12 protein-coding genes and 1 tRNA gene are annotated in these 13,553 nt (G+C 71.5%); 10 read left to right on the forward strand and 3 right to left on the reverse strand.

Translation table 11 applies throughout. The features are described 5' to 3' along the window. The first annotated feature begins 22 nt into the window (after positions 1 to 22). The 10 genes from CBF90_RS11215 to CBF90_RS11260 are packed head-to-tail and all read left to right on the forward strand — an operon-like array spanning position 23 to position 10,628. A complete protein-coding gene (locus CBF90_RS11215; protein ID WP_242435662.1) occupies positions 23 to 2,080 on the forward strand; it encodes a primary-amine oxidase in 2,058 nt (685 codons plus the stop codon). Between the two features lie 31 nt (positions 2,081 to 2,111). Further along, positions 2,112 to 3,722: an ABC transporter substrate-binding protein gene (locus tag CBF90_RS11220; protein WP_023952863.1), complete on the forward strand. Its 1,611-nt coding sequence runs from the start codon at positions 2,112 to 2,114 to the stop codon at positions 3,720 to 3,722. 1 nt (position 3,723) lies between these two features. Then, positions 3,724 to 4,689 carry an ABC transporter permease gene (locus tag CBF90_RS11225; RefSeq protein ID WP_023952861.1) on the forward strand — a complete coding sequence of 322 codons (966 nt, stop codon included), beginning with the start codon at positions 3,724 to 3,726 and terminating at the stop codon, positions 4,687 to 4,689. After that, complete coding sequence (locus tag CBF90_RS11230; protein ID WP_023952859.1) at positions 4,686 to 5,570, forward strand: ABC transporter permease; 885 nt, start codon at positions 4,686 to 4,688, stop codon at positions 5,568 to 5,570. Before CBF90_RS11225 ends, CBF90_RS11230 begins: the two co-directional genes overlap by 4 nt. Then, on the forward strand, positions 5,567 to 6,559 hold the full coding sequence (locus tag CBF90_RS11235; protein ID WP_088380633.1) for an ABC transporter ATP-binding protein: 993 nt from the start codon (positions 5,567 to 5,569) through the stop codon (positions 6,557 to 6,559). The genes CBF90_RS11230 and CBF90_RS11235 overlap by 4 nt, the downstream gene beginning before the upstream one ends. Then, positions 6,556 to 7,326, forward strand: coding sequence for an ATP-binding cassette domain-containing protein (locus tag CBF90_RS11240; RefSeq protein WP_023952855.1), 771 nt, complete (start codon positions 6,556 to 6,558; stop codon positions 7,324 to 7,326). Before CBF90_RS11235 ends, CBF90_RS11240 begins: the two co-directional genes overlap by 4 nt. Beyond that, complete coding sequence (locus CBF90_RS11245; RefSeq protein WP_023952853.1) at positions 7,323 to 8,342, forward strand: P1 family peptidase; 1,020 nt, start codon at positions 7,323 to 7,325, stop codon at positions 8,340 to 8,342. Before CBF90_RS11240 ends, CBF90_RS11245 begins: the two co-directional genes overlap by 4 nt. A 3-nt stretch (positions 8,343 to 8,345) precedes the next feature. Further along, positions 8,346 to 8,987 (forward strand): FMN-binding negative transcriptional regulator, encoded by a 642-nt coding sequence (locus CBF90_RS11250; protein ID WP_023952852.1) that lies wholly within the window; start codon positions 8,346 to 8,348, stop codon positions 8,985 to 8,987. Beyond that, positions 8,984 to 10,051, forward strand: coding sequence for a C45 family peptidase (locus tag CBF90_RS11255; protein WP_023952850.1), 1,068 nt, complete (start codon positions 8,984 to 8,986; stop codon positions 10,049 to 10,051). Before CBF90_RS11250 ends, CBF90_RS11255 begins: the two co-directional genes overlap by 4 nt. Positions 10,052 to 10,055: 4 nt before the next feature. Beyond that, positions 10,056 to 10,628, forward strand: coding sequence for a hypothetical protein (locus CBF90_RS11260; protein WP_023952848.1), 573 nt, complete (start codon positions 10,056 to 10,058; stop codon positions 10,626 to 10,628). A 145-nt stretch (positions 10,629 to 10,773) separates the two neighbouring features. Here the strand turns inward: CBF90_RS11260 and CBF90_RS11265 are convergent. The 3 genes from CBF90_RS11265 to CBF90_RS11275 all read right to left on the reverse strand — a co-directional run bounded on the left by CBF90_RS11265 (position 10,774) and on the right by CBF90_RS11275 (position 13,519). Further along, positions 10,774 to 10,847, reverse strand: a tRNA-Gly gene (locus tag CBF90_RS11265). Positions 10,848 to 10,872: 25 nt separating this feature from the next. Beyond that, positions 10,873 to 11,250 carry a hypothetical protein gene (locus CBF90_RS18410; protein ID WP_088380634.1) on the reverse strand — a complete coding sequence of 126 codons (378 nt, stop codon included), beginning with the start codon at positions 11,248 to 11,250 and terminating at the stop codon, positions 10,873 to 10,875. A gap of 43 nt (positions 11,251 to 11,293) precedes the next feature. Next, positions 11,294 to 13,519: a beta-glucosidase gene (locus tag CBF90_RS11275; RefSeq protein WP_088380703.1), complete on the reverse strand. Its 2,226-nt coding sequence runs from the start codon at positions 13,517 to 13,519 to the stop codon at positions 11,294 to 11,296. Between the last annotated feature and the right edge of the window lie 34 nt (positions 13,520 to 13,553).

Consider the following 13,553-nt stretch of genomic DNA (forward strand, 5'->3'; position numbering starts at 1 on the left):
CCGATAATGCCCGAACAAGACAGTGCCCCGAATCGGAGATGCGATGAACTGCTCCTGCACCCCCAACACGCACACCCAGCGCTCGCGACGCCTCGGCGACGAGTCCGGGGCGCCCTACGCCACGCTGTCCGAGGCCGAGCTGCTGCGCGCCGCCGAGATCCTTCGGGCCCACGGTGCGCTCGACGACGACCACCGCATCGCCTACATCGGGCTCGACGAGCCCGACCGCCGCGAGGTCGCCGCGGGCCGGGTCGTTCCGCGGCGCGCCCGGGTGCAGCTGCTCGACGTCGGCACGGGGCTCGCCCGCGACATCTCCGTCGACCTCACCGAGGGCGAACTCGTGCTCGACGTGCCGATCGAGCACGACGTCAGCGGCCAGGTGCCGCTTCTGCAGGAGGAGCACGCGCTCATCCGCGACCTGCTGGCCGTCGACGACGACTGGCTCGCGGCGTTGCGTCTGCGAGGCATCACCGACCCCGCGACCGTCGCGCTCGCCGGGCTCTCAGCCGGGCGCTACCCCATCGAGGGCGAGGCGGGCCGCCGGCTCGCCCGGGTGCTGGCCCACCACCAGCCGACCCCTCAGACGATGCCGTGGGCGCATCCGATCGACGGGCTCGTGGCCTATGTCGACCTAGGTTCGCGCAGCGTCGCGCAGGTCGTCGACACCGGGGTCATGCCCATCCCGCAGGAGACGGCCGACTACCACGTGCCCGGAACCTTCGGCCCCGAGCGCACGACGCAGAAGCCGATCGTCATCCAGCAGCCCGAGGGGCCGAGCTTCTCGTTCGAGGGCGACGTGCTGACGTGGGAGAAGTGGTCGCTGCGCATCGGATACGACATGCGCGAAGGGCTCGTCCTGCACGGGATCGGGTTCGAGGATGCCGGCCGCGTCCGGCCCATCGTCCACCGCGCCTCCATCGCCGAGATGCTCGTGCCGTACGGCGATCCGGGCCCCGTGCGTTTCTGGCAGAACTACTTCGACACCGGCGAATACCTGCTGGGCCGGCTCGTGAACAGCCTCGAGCTCGGCTGCGACTGCGTGGGCGACATCACCTATCTCGACGTGCCGATCGCCGACGCCCGCGGCGGCGTCAAGGTGCTGCCCAACGCCATCTGCATCCACGAGGAGGATGCCGGCGTGCTCTGGAAGCACACCGAGCAGTTCACCGGGACGAGCGACGTGCGACGCCAGCGGCGCCTCGTGGTGTCGTTCTTCGTCACGGTCGGCAACTACGACTACGGCTTCTACTGGTACCTCTATCTCGACGGCAAGATCGAGTTCGAGGCGAAGGCGACCGGCCTGGTCTTCACCGCCGCGTACGACGAGCGCACCAGCCGCTTCGCCAGCGAGCTCGCGCCCGGACTGGCCGCACCGTACCACCAGCATCTCTTCTGCGCGCGGCTCGACATGGCCGTCGACGACGGCCCCGCCGTCATCGACGAGATCGACGTGACGACCGTTCCGATCGATGACGGCAACCCGCATGGCACCGCGATCGGGTTCACCGCCACGCGCCTGACCAGCGAGTCCGGCGCGGTGCGCCGCGCGAACGCATCCATCGGACGCACCTGGCGGGTGAGCAGCGCGACCGCGACGAATCGCTTCGGCCGCCCGGTCTCGTACGTGCTGACCCCCGAGGGGACGCCCGTGCTCCAGGCCCATCCCGAATCGGTCATCGCCTCGCGCGCCCGCTTCGCGACGGCGGATCTCTGGGTCACCGAGTACGACCCCGAGGAGCGCTACCCCGCCGGCACCATCGTCAACCAGAGCGTCGGCGAGCAGGGCCTTCCCGTGTTCATCGCCGACGACGCGTCGCTCGAGTCGGCCGATCTCGTGCTCTGGCACACCTTCGGCCTGACGCACTTCCCGCGACTCGAGGACTGGCCCATCATGCCGGTCGACACCTGCGGGTTCGTCCTCACACCCCACGACTTCTTCGACCGGAACCCGACCCTGGACGTCCCGGCGTCCGCATCCTCCTGCTCGTGCGCCCACGAGGCGCCCGGGCACGGAGGCGACCCGCACCACATGCCCCACTCGCACCACCTCCCCGTTTCGCCGTCGAGCCCCGCACACTGACCCGCGGGCCGGCACCTCGAGAGGAACCGCCATGAGAACACGCACCCGAACGGGAGTGGCGATCAGCACCATCGCCCTCCTCACCCTCACCGGATGCAGCGCCGCATCCGCCCCCGATCCGGCCGCGACGTCCGACGAGGTCGCGCCCGGCTTCATCGCCGTCGCCGACGCCGACGCCCCCGCGGGCGGCGAGCTCGTCGTCCAGGTCGACTACGACACCGCCGAGGCCAGCGGCCTCGATCCGCAGGGCGCCGCGACCGCACGGTCGTGGATGCTCGAAGGGCTCGTCTACGAGACCCTCACCACGATCGACGAGAACCTCGCCGTCGCGCCCGGTCTCGCCACCTCGTGGGAGACCCCGAGCGACACCGAGTACGTCTTCACCCTGGCTGACGACGCCGTCTTCTCCAACGGCCGTCCCATGACGGCGGCGGATGTCGTCGGCAGCCTCCAGCGCCTGATCGACAACCCGGTGACGTGGACCGGTCAGCTCGGTCCCGTCGCATCGATCGAGGCGACCGGCGATCTCGAGGTCACCGTCACACTCGCCGAGCCGTACACCGCGTTCCTCGCGGCGCTCGCGAACACCCCGGCCGCCGTGCTGCCGATCGCCGAGATCGAGGCGGGGGAGGTCGACATCACCCAGGAGATGCTCGGCACCGGACCGCTCGTCGCGACGGCGCACCGTCAGGACGAGCAGTGGACCTTCGCGCCGAACGAGAATCACCCGGATGCCGCCGACCTCGGCTTCTCGACGCTGACGATCGACATCGTCGGCGACGAGGCGACGCGCGCCGCTGCGTTGCGAGACGGATCGGCCGACCTCGCCATCCTGAACTCCACCGACTCGGCCTCGCTGCTCTCGGGAACCGCCGACGCCCGCGTCGCCACGCAGCGCAACACCGACTTCCACTACCTGATGATCAACTCGCTCGGGGGCGATCCTGCGCTGGCCGACGAGGATGTGCGGTTCGCCATCAACTCGGCGATCGACCGCGACGCGATCAACGAGCTCGTGTTCGGCGGAGCGACCGCGGCGACGGGGGTCACGCCCGTCGGGCTGCCCGACTCGTGCGATCCGGCCTCGCTGCCGTCGGCAGCCCGCGACCTCGCGGCGGCGAAGGCAGCCGTCGACGCCGCCGGCGGCCTCGACCTGAATCTGCTCGTCTACACCGACGAGCCGGTCCTGGCACAGATCGCACAGATCATCCAGCAGAACCTGGCCGAGATCGGCGTCGACGTCTCGATCGAGCAACTCGACTACGCGACCTACTCGGGACGCGTCTACGGTGCCCCGTCCGACTTCGACCTGGCGCTGAGCTGGTTCGCGGGTTACGCCGACCCGGCGATGGTCACGACCTGGTGGAACCCACAGCTCGCCGGCTTCTCGGCAGTCTTCATGTCGGGATCGCCCGAGCTCAGCGAGATGATCGCCGCCGGTGCCTCGACCGAGCCCGGCAGCGAACGCGCCTCGACCTTCACCGATCTGTGCTCGCTGGCCGACGAGCAGAGCGAGATGGTCCCGCTCGTGCTGCGGCCGTCGACGATCGGGTGGAACACCGCGTCGCTCAGCCCCACGCTGAGCGCCGACGAGGGCTACGGCGACTTCCTCCGCCGCATCACCGAGTTCCGCGCCGGCTGACATGACCGTCATCCTGTGGTCGATCCGGCGCGTGCTGGCTGCCCTTCTCACACTCGCCGGAGTCTCGGTGCTCATCTTCGCCTCGGTGCGACTGATGCCCGGCGACTACACCGACCTCGTCCTGGGTCCGCTTGCCACCGAGGCGCAGCGGGCCCAGGCCGTGGGCGAGTCCGGCCTCGACGCGCCCGTCGTCGAGCAGTACTTCCGCTGGGTGGGGGGCGTGCTCACCGGCGACCTCGGCTACTCCTTCGTCTCGAACGTGTCGGTGACGGACGAGTTCGCCGCCCGGCTTCCGGTGACCGCGACGATCGCGGCCATCACCATCATCGTCACGCTGCTCATCGGCATCCCCCTCGGCTTCGTCGCCGCGCTCCGGGCGGACGGCTCGGCGGGAGCGGCGGGCAAGCTGCTGAGCGCCCTCGGCATCAGCATCCCCGAGTTCCTGCTCGCCGGCCTGCTGGTGTTCGCCGTCTCGACGCTCGGGCTCGGTGTCTCGGTCGGCCAGTACGCCGCCTTCGCGGACGATCCCGCTCGCTTCTTCGGCTCGCTCGTGCTGCCCGTCGCGGTCCTGGCGGTGGGGTGCGTCGCCGTGGTCGCGCGCAACACACGCGACGCCGTCCTCAACGTCCTCGTCGAGCCGCACATCCAGGCGGCCGTCGCCCGGGGAGAGACGCCCCTGTTCATCATCCGTCATCACGTCGTGCGCAACGTCGCCGCCCCCGTCCTGACGATCGTCGGGGCCCTCGTCGCCGTGCTGCTCGGCGGCACCGTCATCGTCGAGTTCGTGTTCAACGTGCCGGGGATGGGGTCGTACCTGCAGACCGCTCTCGGGCGCCGCGACTACGCCATCATCCAGGCCGCGGTGCTGCTCGCGGCGACCGTGTTCATCCTCGCGGCCCTCGTCGTCGACCTCGTCTCGAACGCGCTCGATCCACGGCTGCGCCTGACCGGAGGGAGCCGGCGATGACCGTCACACCGACCACCACCCAGCGGCTGTCGAGCGCGCGTCGGCGCACGCGCGTCGCATGGAGCGAGATCGACGTGCTCACGCGTACCGCGATGCTCGTGCTCGCGGCGATCGTCGTCGTCACGGTCGTCGCGACCCTCACGGGCGTCGCCGGGTCGACCAGCGCCACGATCGGCGGACGCTTCCAGCCGCCCGCGTTCGACGCACCCCTCGGCACCGACAACCTCGGGCGTTCGTTCCTGCCTCGGCTGTTCGAGGGGATCGGCACGACGCTCGTCGTCTCGATCGTCGCGGTCCTCTGCTCGGCCGCGGTGAGCGTGCTCCTCGGCATGGTGGCGGGCTACCTCGGTGGGGCCGCGAACGAGGTCGTCATGCGCGTCGTCGACATCCTCTACGCGTTCCCGGCCCTCGTGCTCGCGATCCTCGTCTCGGCACTGATCGGCCCCGGGCGCCCCGCGGCCATCATCAGCATCGTGGCGATCACCATTCCGCTGATGACCCGTGTCGTGCGCCTGGCGACGCGTTCGGTCGCCGAACGCGACTTCATCGTCTCGGCGCGCATCAGCGGCGTCCGCACCCCGGTCATCTTCCTGCGGCGCCTTCTTCCGAACATCGCGGGCACCGTGATCGTGCAAGCGAGCTACGCCCTGTCCGTCGCCATCCTCGTCGAGGGCGGGCTGAGCTTCCTCGGCTTCGGCGTGCAGGTACCCGAGGCCTCGCTCGGTCTGCTCATCCAGCAGGGCACCCTCTACATGACCCTCGCCCCGCACCTGCTCATCGTCCCCGGAGCGGTGCTGGTGTTGTCGATCCTCTGCATCAACATCGTGGGCGACAGCCTGCGAGACCGACTCGAACCCCGAGAGACGAGGTCGCTGACATGAGCGCCGTCATCATTCGCGACCTCGCCCTCGACTTCGTCGGCGCGACCACCGTGCGCGCCCTCGACGGCGTCGACCTCGAGATCGGCGTCGGCTCGTCGCTCGCCCTCGTCGGCGAGTCGGGGTCGGGGAAATCGACCCTCGCGTCCGTCCTCGGGCGGATGCAGCCGAGGTCGGCGACCGTCGTGCGCGGCGACATCCGCGTCGCCGGCATCGACGTGCTGGCGCTCGGTACCAGCGCGTTGCGCCGGTACCGTCGCGACCAGCTCGCGTACATCGCACAGGACCCGATCGGATCGCTCGACCCCACGATGCGCATCGGACGTCAGCTGCAGCTCGTGCTGCGCTCGACGGGACGGGACGCGTCGACATCGCGCCTGCTCGAACTGCTCGAGGCCATGCAGATCGAGAACCCCGACCGTGTGCTGAAGCTGTACCCCCACCAGGTCTCGGGCGGGATGGCGCAGCGCGTCGCGATCGCGCTCGCGATGTGCCGCAAACCCCGCCTCCTCATCGCCGACGAGCCGACCGCGGCCCTCGACTCGCAGGTGCGCGAGGAGGTCGTGCGACTCATGTTCGAGCAGGCGCGCGCGCTGGGTACGACGATCCTGTGGCTCAGTCACGACCTGCCCGCCGTCGCACGATGGTGCGACGAGGTCGCCGTGATGTACGCCGGCCGGGTGGTCGAGCGCGGCCGTGCCGGCGACGTGCTCGGCGCACCCGTGCACCCATACTCGCGAGCGCTCGCCGCGACCGATCCCTCGCGCGTGCGACGAGGCGATCGGCTCGCCAGCATCCCCGGCTCGCCGCCGGTGCTGCACGGCGAGTCGGCTGGATGCGCCTTCAGCGCGCGCTGTCCCGTCAGCGTCGCGGCGTGCGCGACGACCCGGCCGCAGCCGACCTCCGCGCGTTCGAGTCTGTGCATCCGCACCGACGAGCTGCTGCGCCGCGACAGCGATCAGCGAGACCAGGACCAGGAGGTGACGGCATGACCGATGACCGGCGACCCGTCGTCGAGCTCGACGACGTCTCGGTGCGCTTCACGTCGGGGTTTGGTCCCGCGCGGCGTTCCGTGCAGGCGATGGCGGGCATTTCGTTCGACATCGCACCCGGCGAGACGCTCGGACTCGTGGGCGAATCCGGATCGGGGAAATCGACGACCGGGGCCGTCGTGCTCGGGCTGCAACGACCCGACAGTGGCGTCGTCCGGTTCGAGGGCGCCCCGCTCGCCCGGAGTCTGCGGTCGCGGGCCGGCCGCATCCAGGCCGTGCTGCAGCACCCGCGGTGGGCGATCGACCCGCGATCGAGCGTGCTCGACGCCGTGCTCGAGCCGCTGCTCGTGCACGAGCGCCGCAGCGCCGCGGCCGAGGCGCGGGCGCGGGCGATGCTCGATTCCGTCGGCCTTCCGGTGTCGTTCGAGCAGCGGCGCCCGCATCAGCTCTCCGGCGGACAGCTGCAACGGGTGAGCGTCGCCCGCGCGCTCGTGACCCACCCGGCGTTCGTCGTGTTCGACGAGGCGGTCAGTGCGCTGGACGTCTCGGTGCAGGCGCAGATCCTCAACCTCATCCAGGATCTGCAGCGAGAGCACGCCTTCGCGGCGCTGTTCATCTCGCACGACCTCGCCGCCGTCCGCTACATCTCTCATCGTGTCGCCGTCATGCGCCGGGGCGAGATCGTCGAGCTCGCCTCCACCGACGTCTTCTACGAATCGCCCGCCCACCCCTACTCGCGTCAACTGTTCCAGGAGCTCTCATCGTGACCCCTTCGCCCCGTCTCGCCCCCGTCCGCACGCAGGGGCCCCGGCTCTCCAATGGCGACTTCGCCCTGCTCCCCGCGCACGGCACCGATCGCGGACAGGTCGCCTACGACTTCCCGGGCGTGCGTGTCGGCACCGCGGAGTACGCCGAGGGGCCCACCGGCGCCACCGTGCTGTCGATTCCCCAGGGTGCGCGCACATACGTCGACCGCCGCGGCGGAGCGGTGGGGGCGAGCGGCCTCTACAGCTTCAACCACGCGATCTGCCTCGCCGGCGGATCCGTCTACGGGCTGTCCGCCGTCGCCGGCGTCTCGGAGGCTCTGTTCGACACGGTCGAGCACCGGGCGGGCTTCGACGAGCTGCAGCTCGTCTCGGGCGCGATCATCTACGACTACTCCGTGCGCGACAACGGCGTGTTCCCGGATGCCGCCCTCGGGCGCGCGGCGTACGACGCGGCGCGTGACGGCGTCATCGAGGTGGGGCGCGTCGGCGGGGGCGCATCCGCGTCGGCGGGCAAGGTCGATCCCGCCCGCGTGGAGTTCACGGGGCAGGGCGCGGCGTTCCGCCAGGTCGGCGACGTGAAGGTGCTCGTGGTGACGGTCCTGAATCCCTACGGGGTCATCCTCGACCGGTCGGGCGGTATCGTCCGTGGCAACTACGACGAGACGAGCGGTGCACGGCGGCATCCGGCCGAGGACTACGAGGCCGCGATCGCCGACGCTCGGCTCACGGCCGGCGTCTCGGGCAACACCACGATCACCGCTGTCGTGACGAACGTCCGCCTCAGCGACACGGACCTGCAGCAGTTCGCCCTGCAGGTGCACAGCTCGATGCATCGCGGCATCCAGCCGTTCCACACCTCGATGGACGGTGACACGTTGTTCGCGCTGACGACCGACGAGATCGAGCTGCCCGTCGACCCGGCCACGGCGCACGGACGCCTGTCGCTCAACCCCACCGCCGTCGCGACCCTCGCGGGCGAGACCGCGTGGGACGCCATCCTCTGCGCGGCGGGCTGAGCCGTGCACGAGTTCCCCGCCTACCGCGCCCCGTCGCAGCGCGAGGTCACCGACCTCGTGCGTGCGAACCCCTTCGCGCTGATCGTCTCGGGCGGATCGGCCGAAGAGGCGCCGGTCGCGACCCACACGCCCGTCATCATCGAGCACCTCGCCGCCGACGACGGCCTCGTCGGCGGCGAGATGCTCGGACACATCGCGCGAAAGAACCCGCAGTGGCGCTCGTTGCGCGACGGGCAGCCGGTGCTGCTGGTGTTCTCGGGGCCGCACGGCTACGTCTCGCCGACGGCGTATGCCGACGATCCGAACGTCCCGACCTGGGACTACGCAGCGGTGCATCTGACGGCCCGCGTGACGGTGCTGGACGACCCGACCGAGAGCATGCACGTCGTCACCCGCACGGTGCACGAGCTCGAGGCCCTCGAGGCCTCCGCCTGGGATCCGACCGGGTCGCTGCCGACGTTCGAGCGCATCGTCGGGGGCGTCGTCTCGTTCCGCTTCACCGTGACCGACCAGCGCGCGGTGTTCAAGCTGAGCCAGGACAAGCCGGCGGATGTGCGCGAGCGGGTCGTCGCCGCCGCGCGTGCTCGCGGGTGCCCGCACGGCGACGTGGGCGGCCTCATCGAGCGCATCGGAGCCGGGTCATGATCGTTCACGAGTGGTCGGCCGAGTCCACGGACCCCGAGGCAGAAGGGCGCCGCCTGGGGGAGGCTTGGGCGCCGCAGCTGCGCGCGGCGCACGCGTCGTACCTCGAGCTGTTCGCCCAGTCCGGTGTGCTGGCGGCGGATGCCGTCGACGTCGCGCTCGCGTGCGATGCAGCGGTCGCCGTGCATGCGCCGGAGGTGGCCGCGGAGTTCCGGGGCATCGCCGCCGGCAGCGGCCTCGAGGTCGCCGAGGTGCTGATGCTCACGGCCCGCACCGAGATCCTCGCCCGGATGACCCCCTCGATCCCGTCCATGGAATGCTCGACGATCGTCCACGTGCCCGAAGCCGGTGCGCCTCGCACACTGCAGACCTGGGACTGGCACCAGACGCTCTCGAACGAGACCCTCGTGCGCCGGTGGCAGAGCGCCTCCGGGGCGCGCGTCGCAGCCTTCGCGGAATTCGGGCAGCCCGCCAAGATCGGCGTCAACGACCGTGGGGTCGGCGTGCACTTCAACATCCTCCACCACCGTTCCGACGGTTCGCAGGCCGGGGTGCCGGTGCACGTGCTGTCGCGGATGATCCTCGACCGTGCCGCGAGCGTCGACGAGGCCACCGCGATCGCGCGGTCGGTGCCGCTCGCAGCATCCAGCGTGATCACGGTCGTCGACCGGGACTCCGCGGCGGCGATCGAGGTCGCCCCCGCGGGCGTGGCCGTGCTGCCCGTGTCGCGCGGCGAGACGTTCGCGCACACGAACCACTTCCTCGACCCCGGCCTCGCCGCGGGGGAGTACTCGCCGTACGAGACGACGAGCGTGCCGCGCTACACCTGCCTCGTCGACAACGCCGAGCTCGCCGGCATCCCGGATGCCCAGGAGCGCGCCCTCGCGTTCGGCGCGGTGGCGGGCGACGGCATCTCGGTGCGGCCGCGCCCCGAGCAGCCCGACCACCTGCGCTGGGAGACCAAGCTCACCGTCGCGCTCGACGTCGCATCCGGGGCACTCGAGTTCGCGGCCGGGGCGCCCGCTGACATCGCATCCCTGTCGTGGCGTCGCTTCACGGCGGTGTGACACGGTGTCGGCTGCGCTGCACCTGAGCGCGCTCGCGGCCGCGATCGTCGGCACGGCGGTGCTGCTCGTCCGTCCCCGCGGGACGCAGGCGGCGGCCGTCGCGGCGTCGGTCGTCATGGCCGCGGCGATGGCCGACCTGACCTTCTGGCGTGCCGTGCCCGCGGTGTGGTGGGTCGCCGCGCAGCTGGCCCTCGCCGTCGTGCTGGCGGTCGTCGCTCGGTGCGCCGGCGCGCGGCCGGCCGCCGACGGACGCGCGGCTCGCGGCGCGGTCTGCCCTCTCGCGGTGCACACGGCGCTCGGTCTCGTGGTCATGGCCGCCTGCGCGGCGACGATGGGCGGCGCGGGCGGCGGGGCCGGTGTCGTCGGCGGCGCTATGGACGGCGTCATCGGTGTCCGAGGTCACGACCACACGTCGCCGATGGGGCTGCTCGTCGTCCTGGGCGGCCTCGTCGCCGGATGGGCCGTCGTGACGGCTCGCCACATGCGTCGGCTGCCGCATCGCCGCCATCGGGTGCATGCGGGCCTCATGCTCGCGTCGGCGGCGGTGATGCTCGTCGCCGTGGCCGCGGGTACCTGATCCGGCCCGGTGCGGCGGCGCGCGGGGCGGGTCGGGATGCAAGCGATCGTTTCCGACACGCCGGGTGGGATGCCGCTGCGCCGGGGTGTCGGGCGCGGACCCTTGGATCGCGGCACGGACGAGGCGGTTCCGACGGCTTCCGCATTGGAGGGGCTGACGGGAATCGAACCCGCGCTATCTGCTTGGGAAGCAGATGTTCTGCCATTGAACTACAGCCCCGCGCACCCGGAGGTGCTCGGTCAGCTTACCCCACAGGGCTCGGACCGCCGGAAGCCGGACCGCCGGTAGCCGGACCGCCCGGTGCGCCGGGAGCAGCAGGCCCACCCGGAGCACCCGGAGCACCGTGGCCTCCCGGCGCGGGCGGAGCCTGCGGGTACGGCGGCGCCGCCGGACGCTGAGCAGCGCCATAACCACCGGCACCACCAACGCCACCGGCGCCACCACCCGGGAACTGCCCGCCGCTCTCGCGCATCGCGAGCAGCATCCCGTTCTTCACCGCCGTGCGCATCAGCAGATAGCTCACCCACAGGATGAGCGCGATCGTCCCGAGGTAGATCGCGATCCCGAGCACGATGAAGCCGATGCCGAAGGCCGCCGCGGGCCCTGCGTAGTCGTTGTACATGGCCCGCACACTATCGCTCGGGCCCGCCGCGCACGACCCCCGGTCACCGCTCGATCGAGACCTCGACGATGCGCCGGTCGGGTGCCGTCACGCGATACACCTCGCCGACGATCTCGGTCGCCGCCTCGGTCTCGCGTTCCGCGCACGACGGTCCGACCCAGAGCTCGATCTCGCCGGGCTCGATGATGCGCACGCCCTCGCGTCCAGTGAAGGCCAGCCGTGCGGTGGGCACGTCGAACGAGACGGTCGCCTCGGCGCCGGCATCCAGCTCCACCCGGGCGAACCCGAGCAGCTGCGCGACGGGACGCGTCACGCTTCCGTGAACGTCGCGGGCGTAGAGCTGCACGAGGTCGGTGCCGGCGCGCTCGCCCGTGTTCCGCACGCGCACGCTCGCCGTGAACGCGTCTCCGGCCGAGACCGTCTCCGTCACCGACAGACCGGTCCGCTCGAACGTCGTGTAGCCGAGCCCGTGTCCGAAGGGGAGCGCGGGGGTGCTGTCGGCGCTCGTGATCTCGTTGGGTCCGCCGAGGATCGGGTGCAGGTAGCTGTAGGGCTGCGAACCCGACGATCGAGGGAGCGAGACGGGCAGGTGGCCCGAGGGCGAGACCTCGCCGCTGAGGATCGCGGCGATCGCGGCACCCCCCTCTTCGCCGGGGAAGAAGGTCTGCAGCGCCGCCGCGACGGCCCCCTCGCCCGAGAGCGCCCAGTCGATCGCGTACGGCCGGCCCGACAGGACGACGAGCACGACCGGGGTGCCCGTCGCGACGAGACGCTCGACGAGCTCGCGCTGCACGCCGGGCAGCTCGAGCGAGTCGGCGTCGTTCCCCTCGCCGACGGTGCCCCGGCCGAACAGGCCGGCCCGGTCGCCGACGGCGACGATCGCCACGTCGGCCGCGCGCGCGGCATCCTCCGCCTCGGCGAAGCCCGACCGGTCGTCGCCCTCGGCCTCGCAGCCGCGCACGACGGTGACGTCGGCGTCGGGCAGGGCATCGACGATGGATGCCGCGAGCGTCGGGATCTCGAATCCCATCGGCACGCCCGGGTGGTGGGCGAGAACGTGGTTGGCGAACGAGTAGCAGCCCATGAGCGCTTCCGAGCTGTCGCCGTTCGGCCCGATCACGGCGATGCGACGGGGCGATGCGAGGGGAAGGGTGCCGTCGTTGGTCAGGAGCACGACCGATTCCTCGGCGAGGCGACGGGCGACCGCGCGGTGCGCGGGCGAGTCGAGGTCGATGCTCGTCGGCGGCTCCTCGAAGGTCTCGTCGAGGAGCCCCAGCTCCTCCTTCTGGATGAGCACGCGACGCACGGCGCGATCGATGAGGGCCTCGTCGACCTGGCCCGCCCGAACGCGCTCGGCGAGGGGGCCGACGTAGGCGTCGCCCGTCGGGAGCTCGACGTCGATGCCGGCCTCGAGGGCGAGCTGCGCGGCCTCGCCGCGGTCGCGGGCGACGGCGTGCATCGTCTGGAGGAAGGCGACGGAGAAGTAGTCCGACACGACGGTGCCGTCGAAGCCCCACGTCTCGCGCAGGAGGTCGGTGAGGTAGGCGGGCGTCGCCGCCACCGGCACCCCGTCGATCTCGGCGTACGAGTTCATGACCGAGCGCACGCCGCCGTCGCGGACGGCCATCTCGAACGGCGGCAGGAAAACGTCGGCGATCTCGCGCGGTCCCGCGTGGACCGGCGCGTGGTTCCGGCCCGCCTGCGAGCCCGAGTACCCGACGAAGTGCTTCAGCGTCGCGTGGACCCCCGTGCTCTGAAGACCCCGCACATACGCGGTGCCGATCACGCCCACCACGTACGGATCCTCCGCGATGCACTCGTCGACGCGTCCCCAGCGGGGATCGCGGATGACGTCGAGCACCGGGGCGAGACCCTGATGGACGCCGAGCTCGCGCATCGACTCGCCGATAAGCGCCCCCATCTCCTCGACGAGCTCGGGGTCGAATGCCGCGCCCCACGCGAGAGGAGTGGGGAAGGTCGCCGCCTGCCACGCTGCCAGACCCGTCAGGCACTCCTCGTGCACGAGCGCGGGGATGCCCAGACGCGTCTCGCGGACCAGGCGGCGCTGCTCGTTCCACAACCACGCCGCCCGCTCGATCGGGTCGACGGGCCGCGTGCCGTAGACGCGGGTCAGCTGCCCGAGTCCGTGGACGGTCGCGTCGGCGTAGGCGGTCGACGACGCCATCTCGCCCGCCATCGGGGCGACGACCTCATCGCCCTGGTCGACCCAGAAGCCGACCAGCTGGGCCAGCTTCTCGTCGAGGGTCATGCGCGCGATCAGGTCGGAGACGCGCGTCGAGACG

Origin of the sequence: Microbacterium sp. AISO3, from assembly GCF_002204305.1 — a bacterium.
GTDB classification, from domain to species: domain Bacteria; phylum Actinomycetota; class Actinomycetes; order Actinomycetales; family Microbacteriaceae; genus Microbacterium; species Microbacterium arborescens.

What these genes read in the sequence shown, in the direction of transcription:
- CBF90_RS11220 (WP_023952863.1), top strand. Translation starts at nt 2,112, where the DNA reads ATGAGAACACGCACCCGAACGGGAGTGGCGATCAGCACCATCGCCCTC.
- CBF90_RS11225 (WP_023952861.1), top strand. Translation starts at nt 3,724, where the DNA reads ATGACCGTCATCCTGTGGTCGATCCGGCGCGTGCTGGCTGCCCTTCTC.
- CBF90_RS11230 (WP_023952859.1), top strand. Translation starts at nt 4,686, where the DNA reads ATGACCGTCACACCGACCACCACCCAGCGGCTGTCGAGCGCGCGTCGG.
- CBF90_RS11235 (WP_088380633.1), top strand. Translation starts at nt 5,567, where the DNA reads ATGAGCGCCGTCATCATTCGCGACCTCGCCCTCGACTTCGTCGGCGCG.
- CBF90_RS11240 (WP_023952855.1), top strand. Translation starts at nt 6,556, where the DNA reads ATGACCGATGACCGGCGACCCGTCGTCGAGCTCGACGACGTCTCGGTG.
- CBF90_RS11255 (WP_023952850.1), top strand. Translation starts at nt 8,984, where the DNA reads ATGATCGTTCACGAGTGGTCGGCCGAGTCCACGGACCCCGAGGCAGAA.
- CBF90_RS18410 (WP_088380634.1), bottom strand. Translation starts at nt 11,250, where the DNA reads ATGTACAACGACTACGCAGGGCCCGCGGCGGCCTTCGGCATCGGCTTC.
- CBF90_RS11275 (WP_088380703.1), bottom strand. Translation starts at nt 13,519, where the DNA reads ATGACCCTCGACGAGAAGCTGGCCCAGCTGGTCGGCTTCTGGGTCGAC.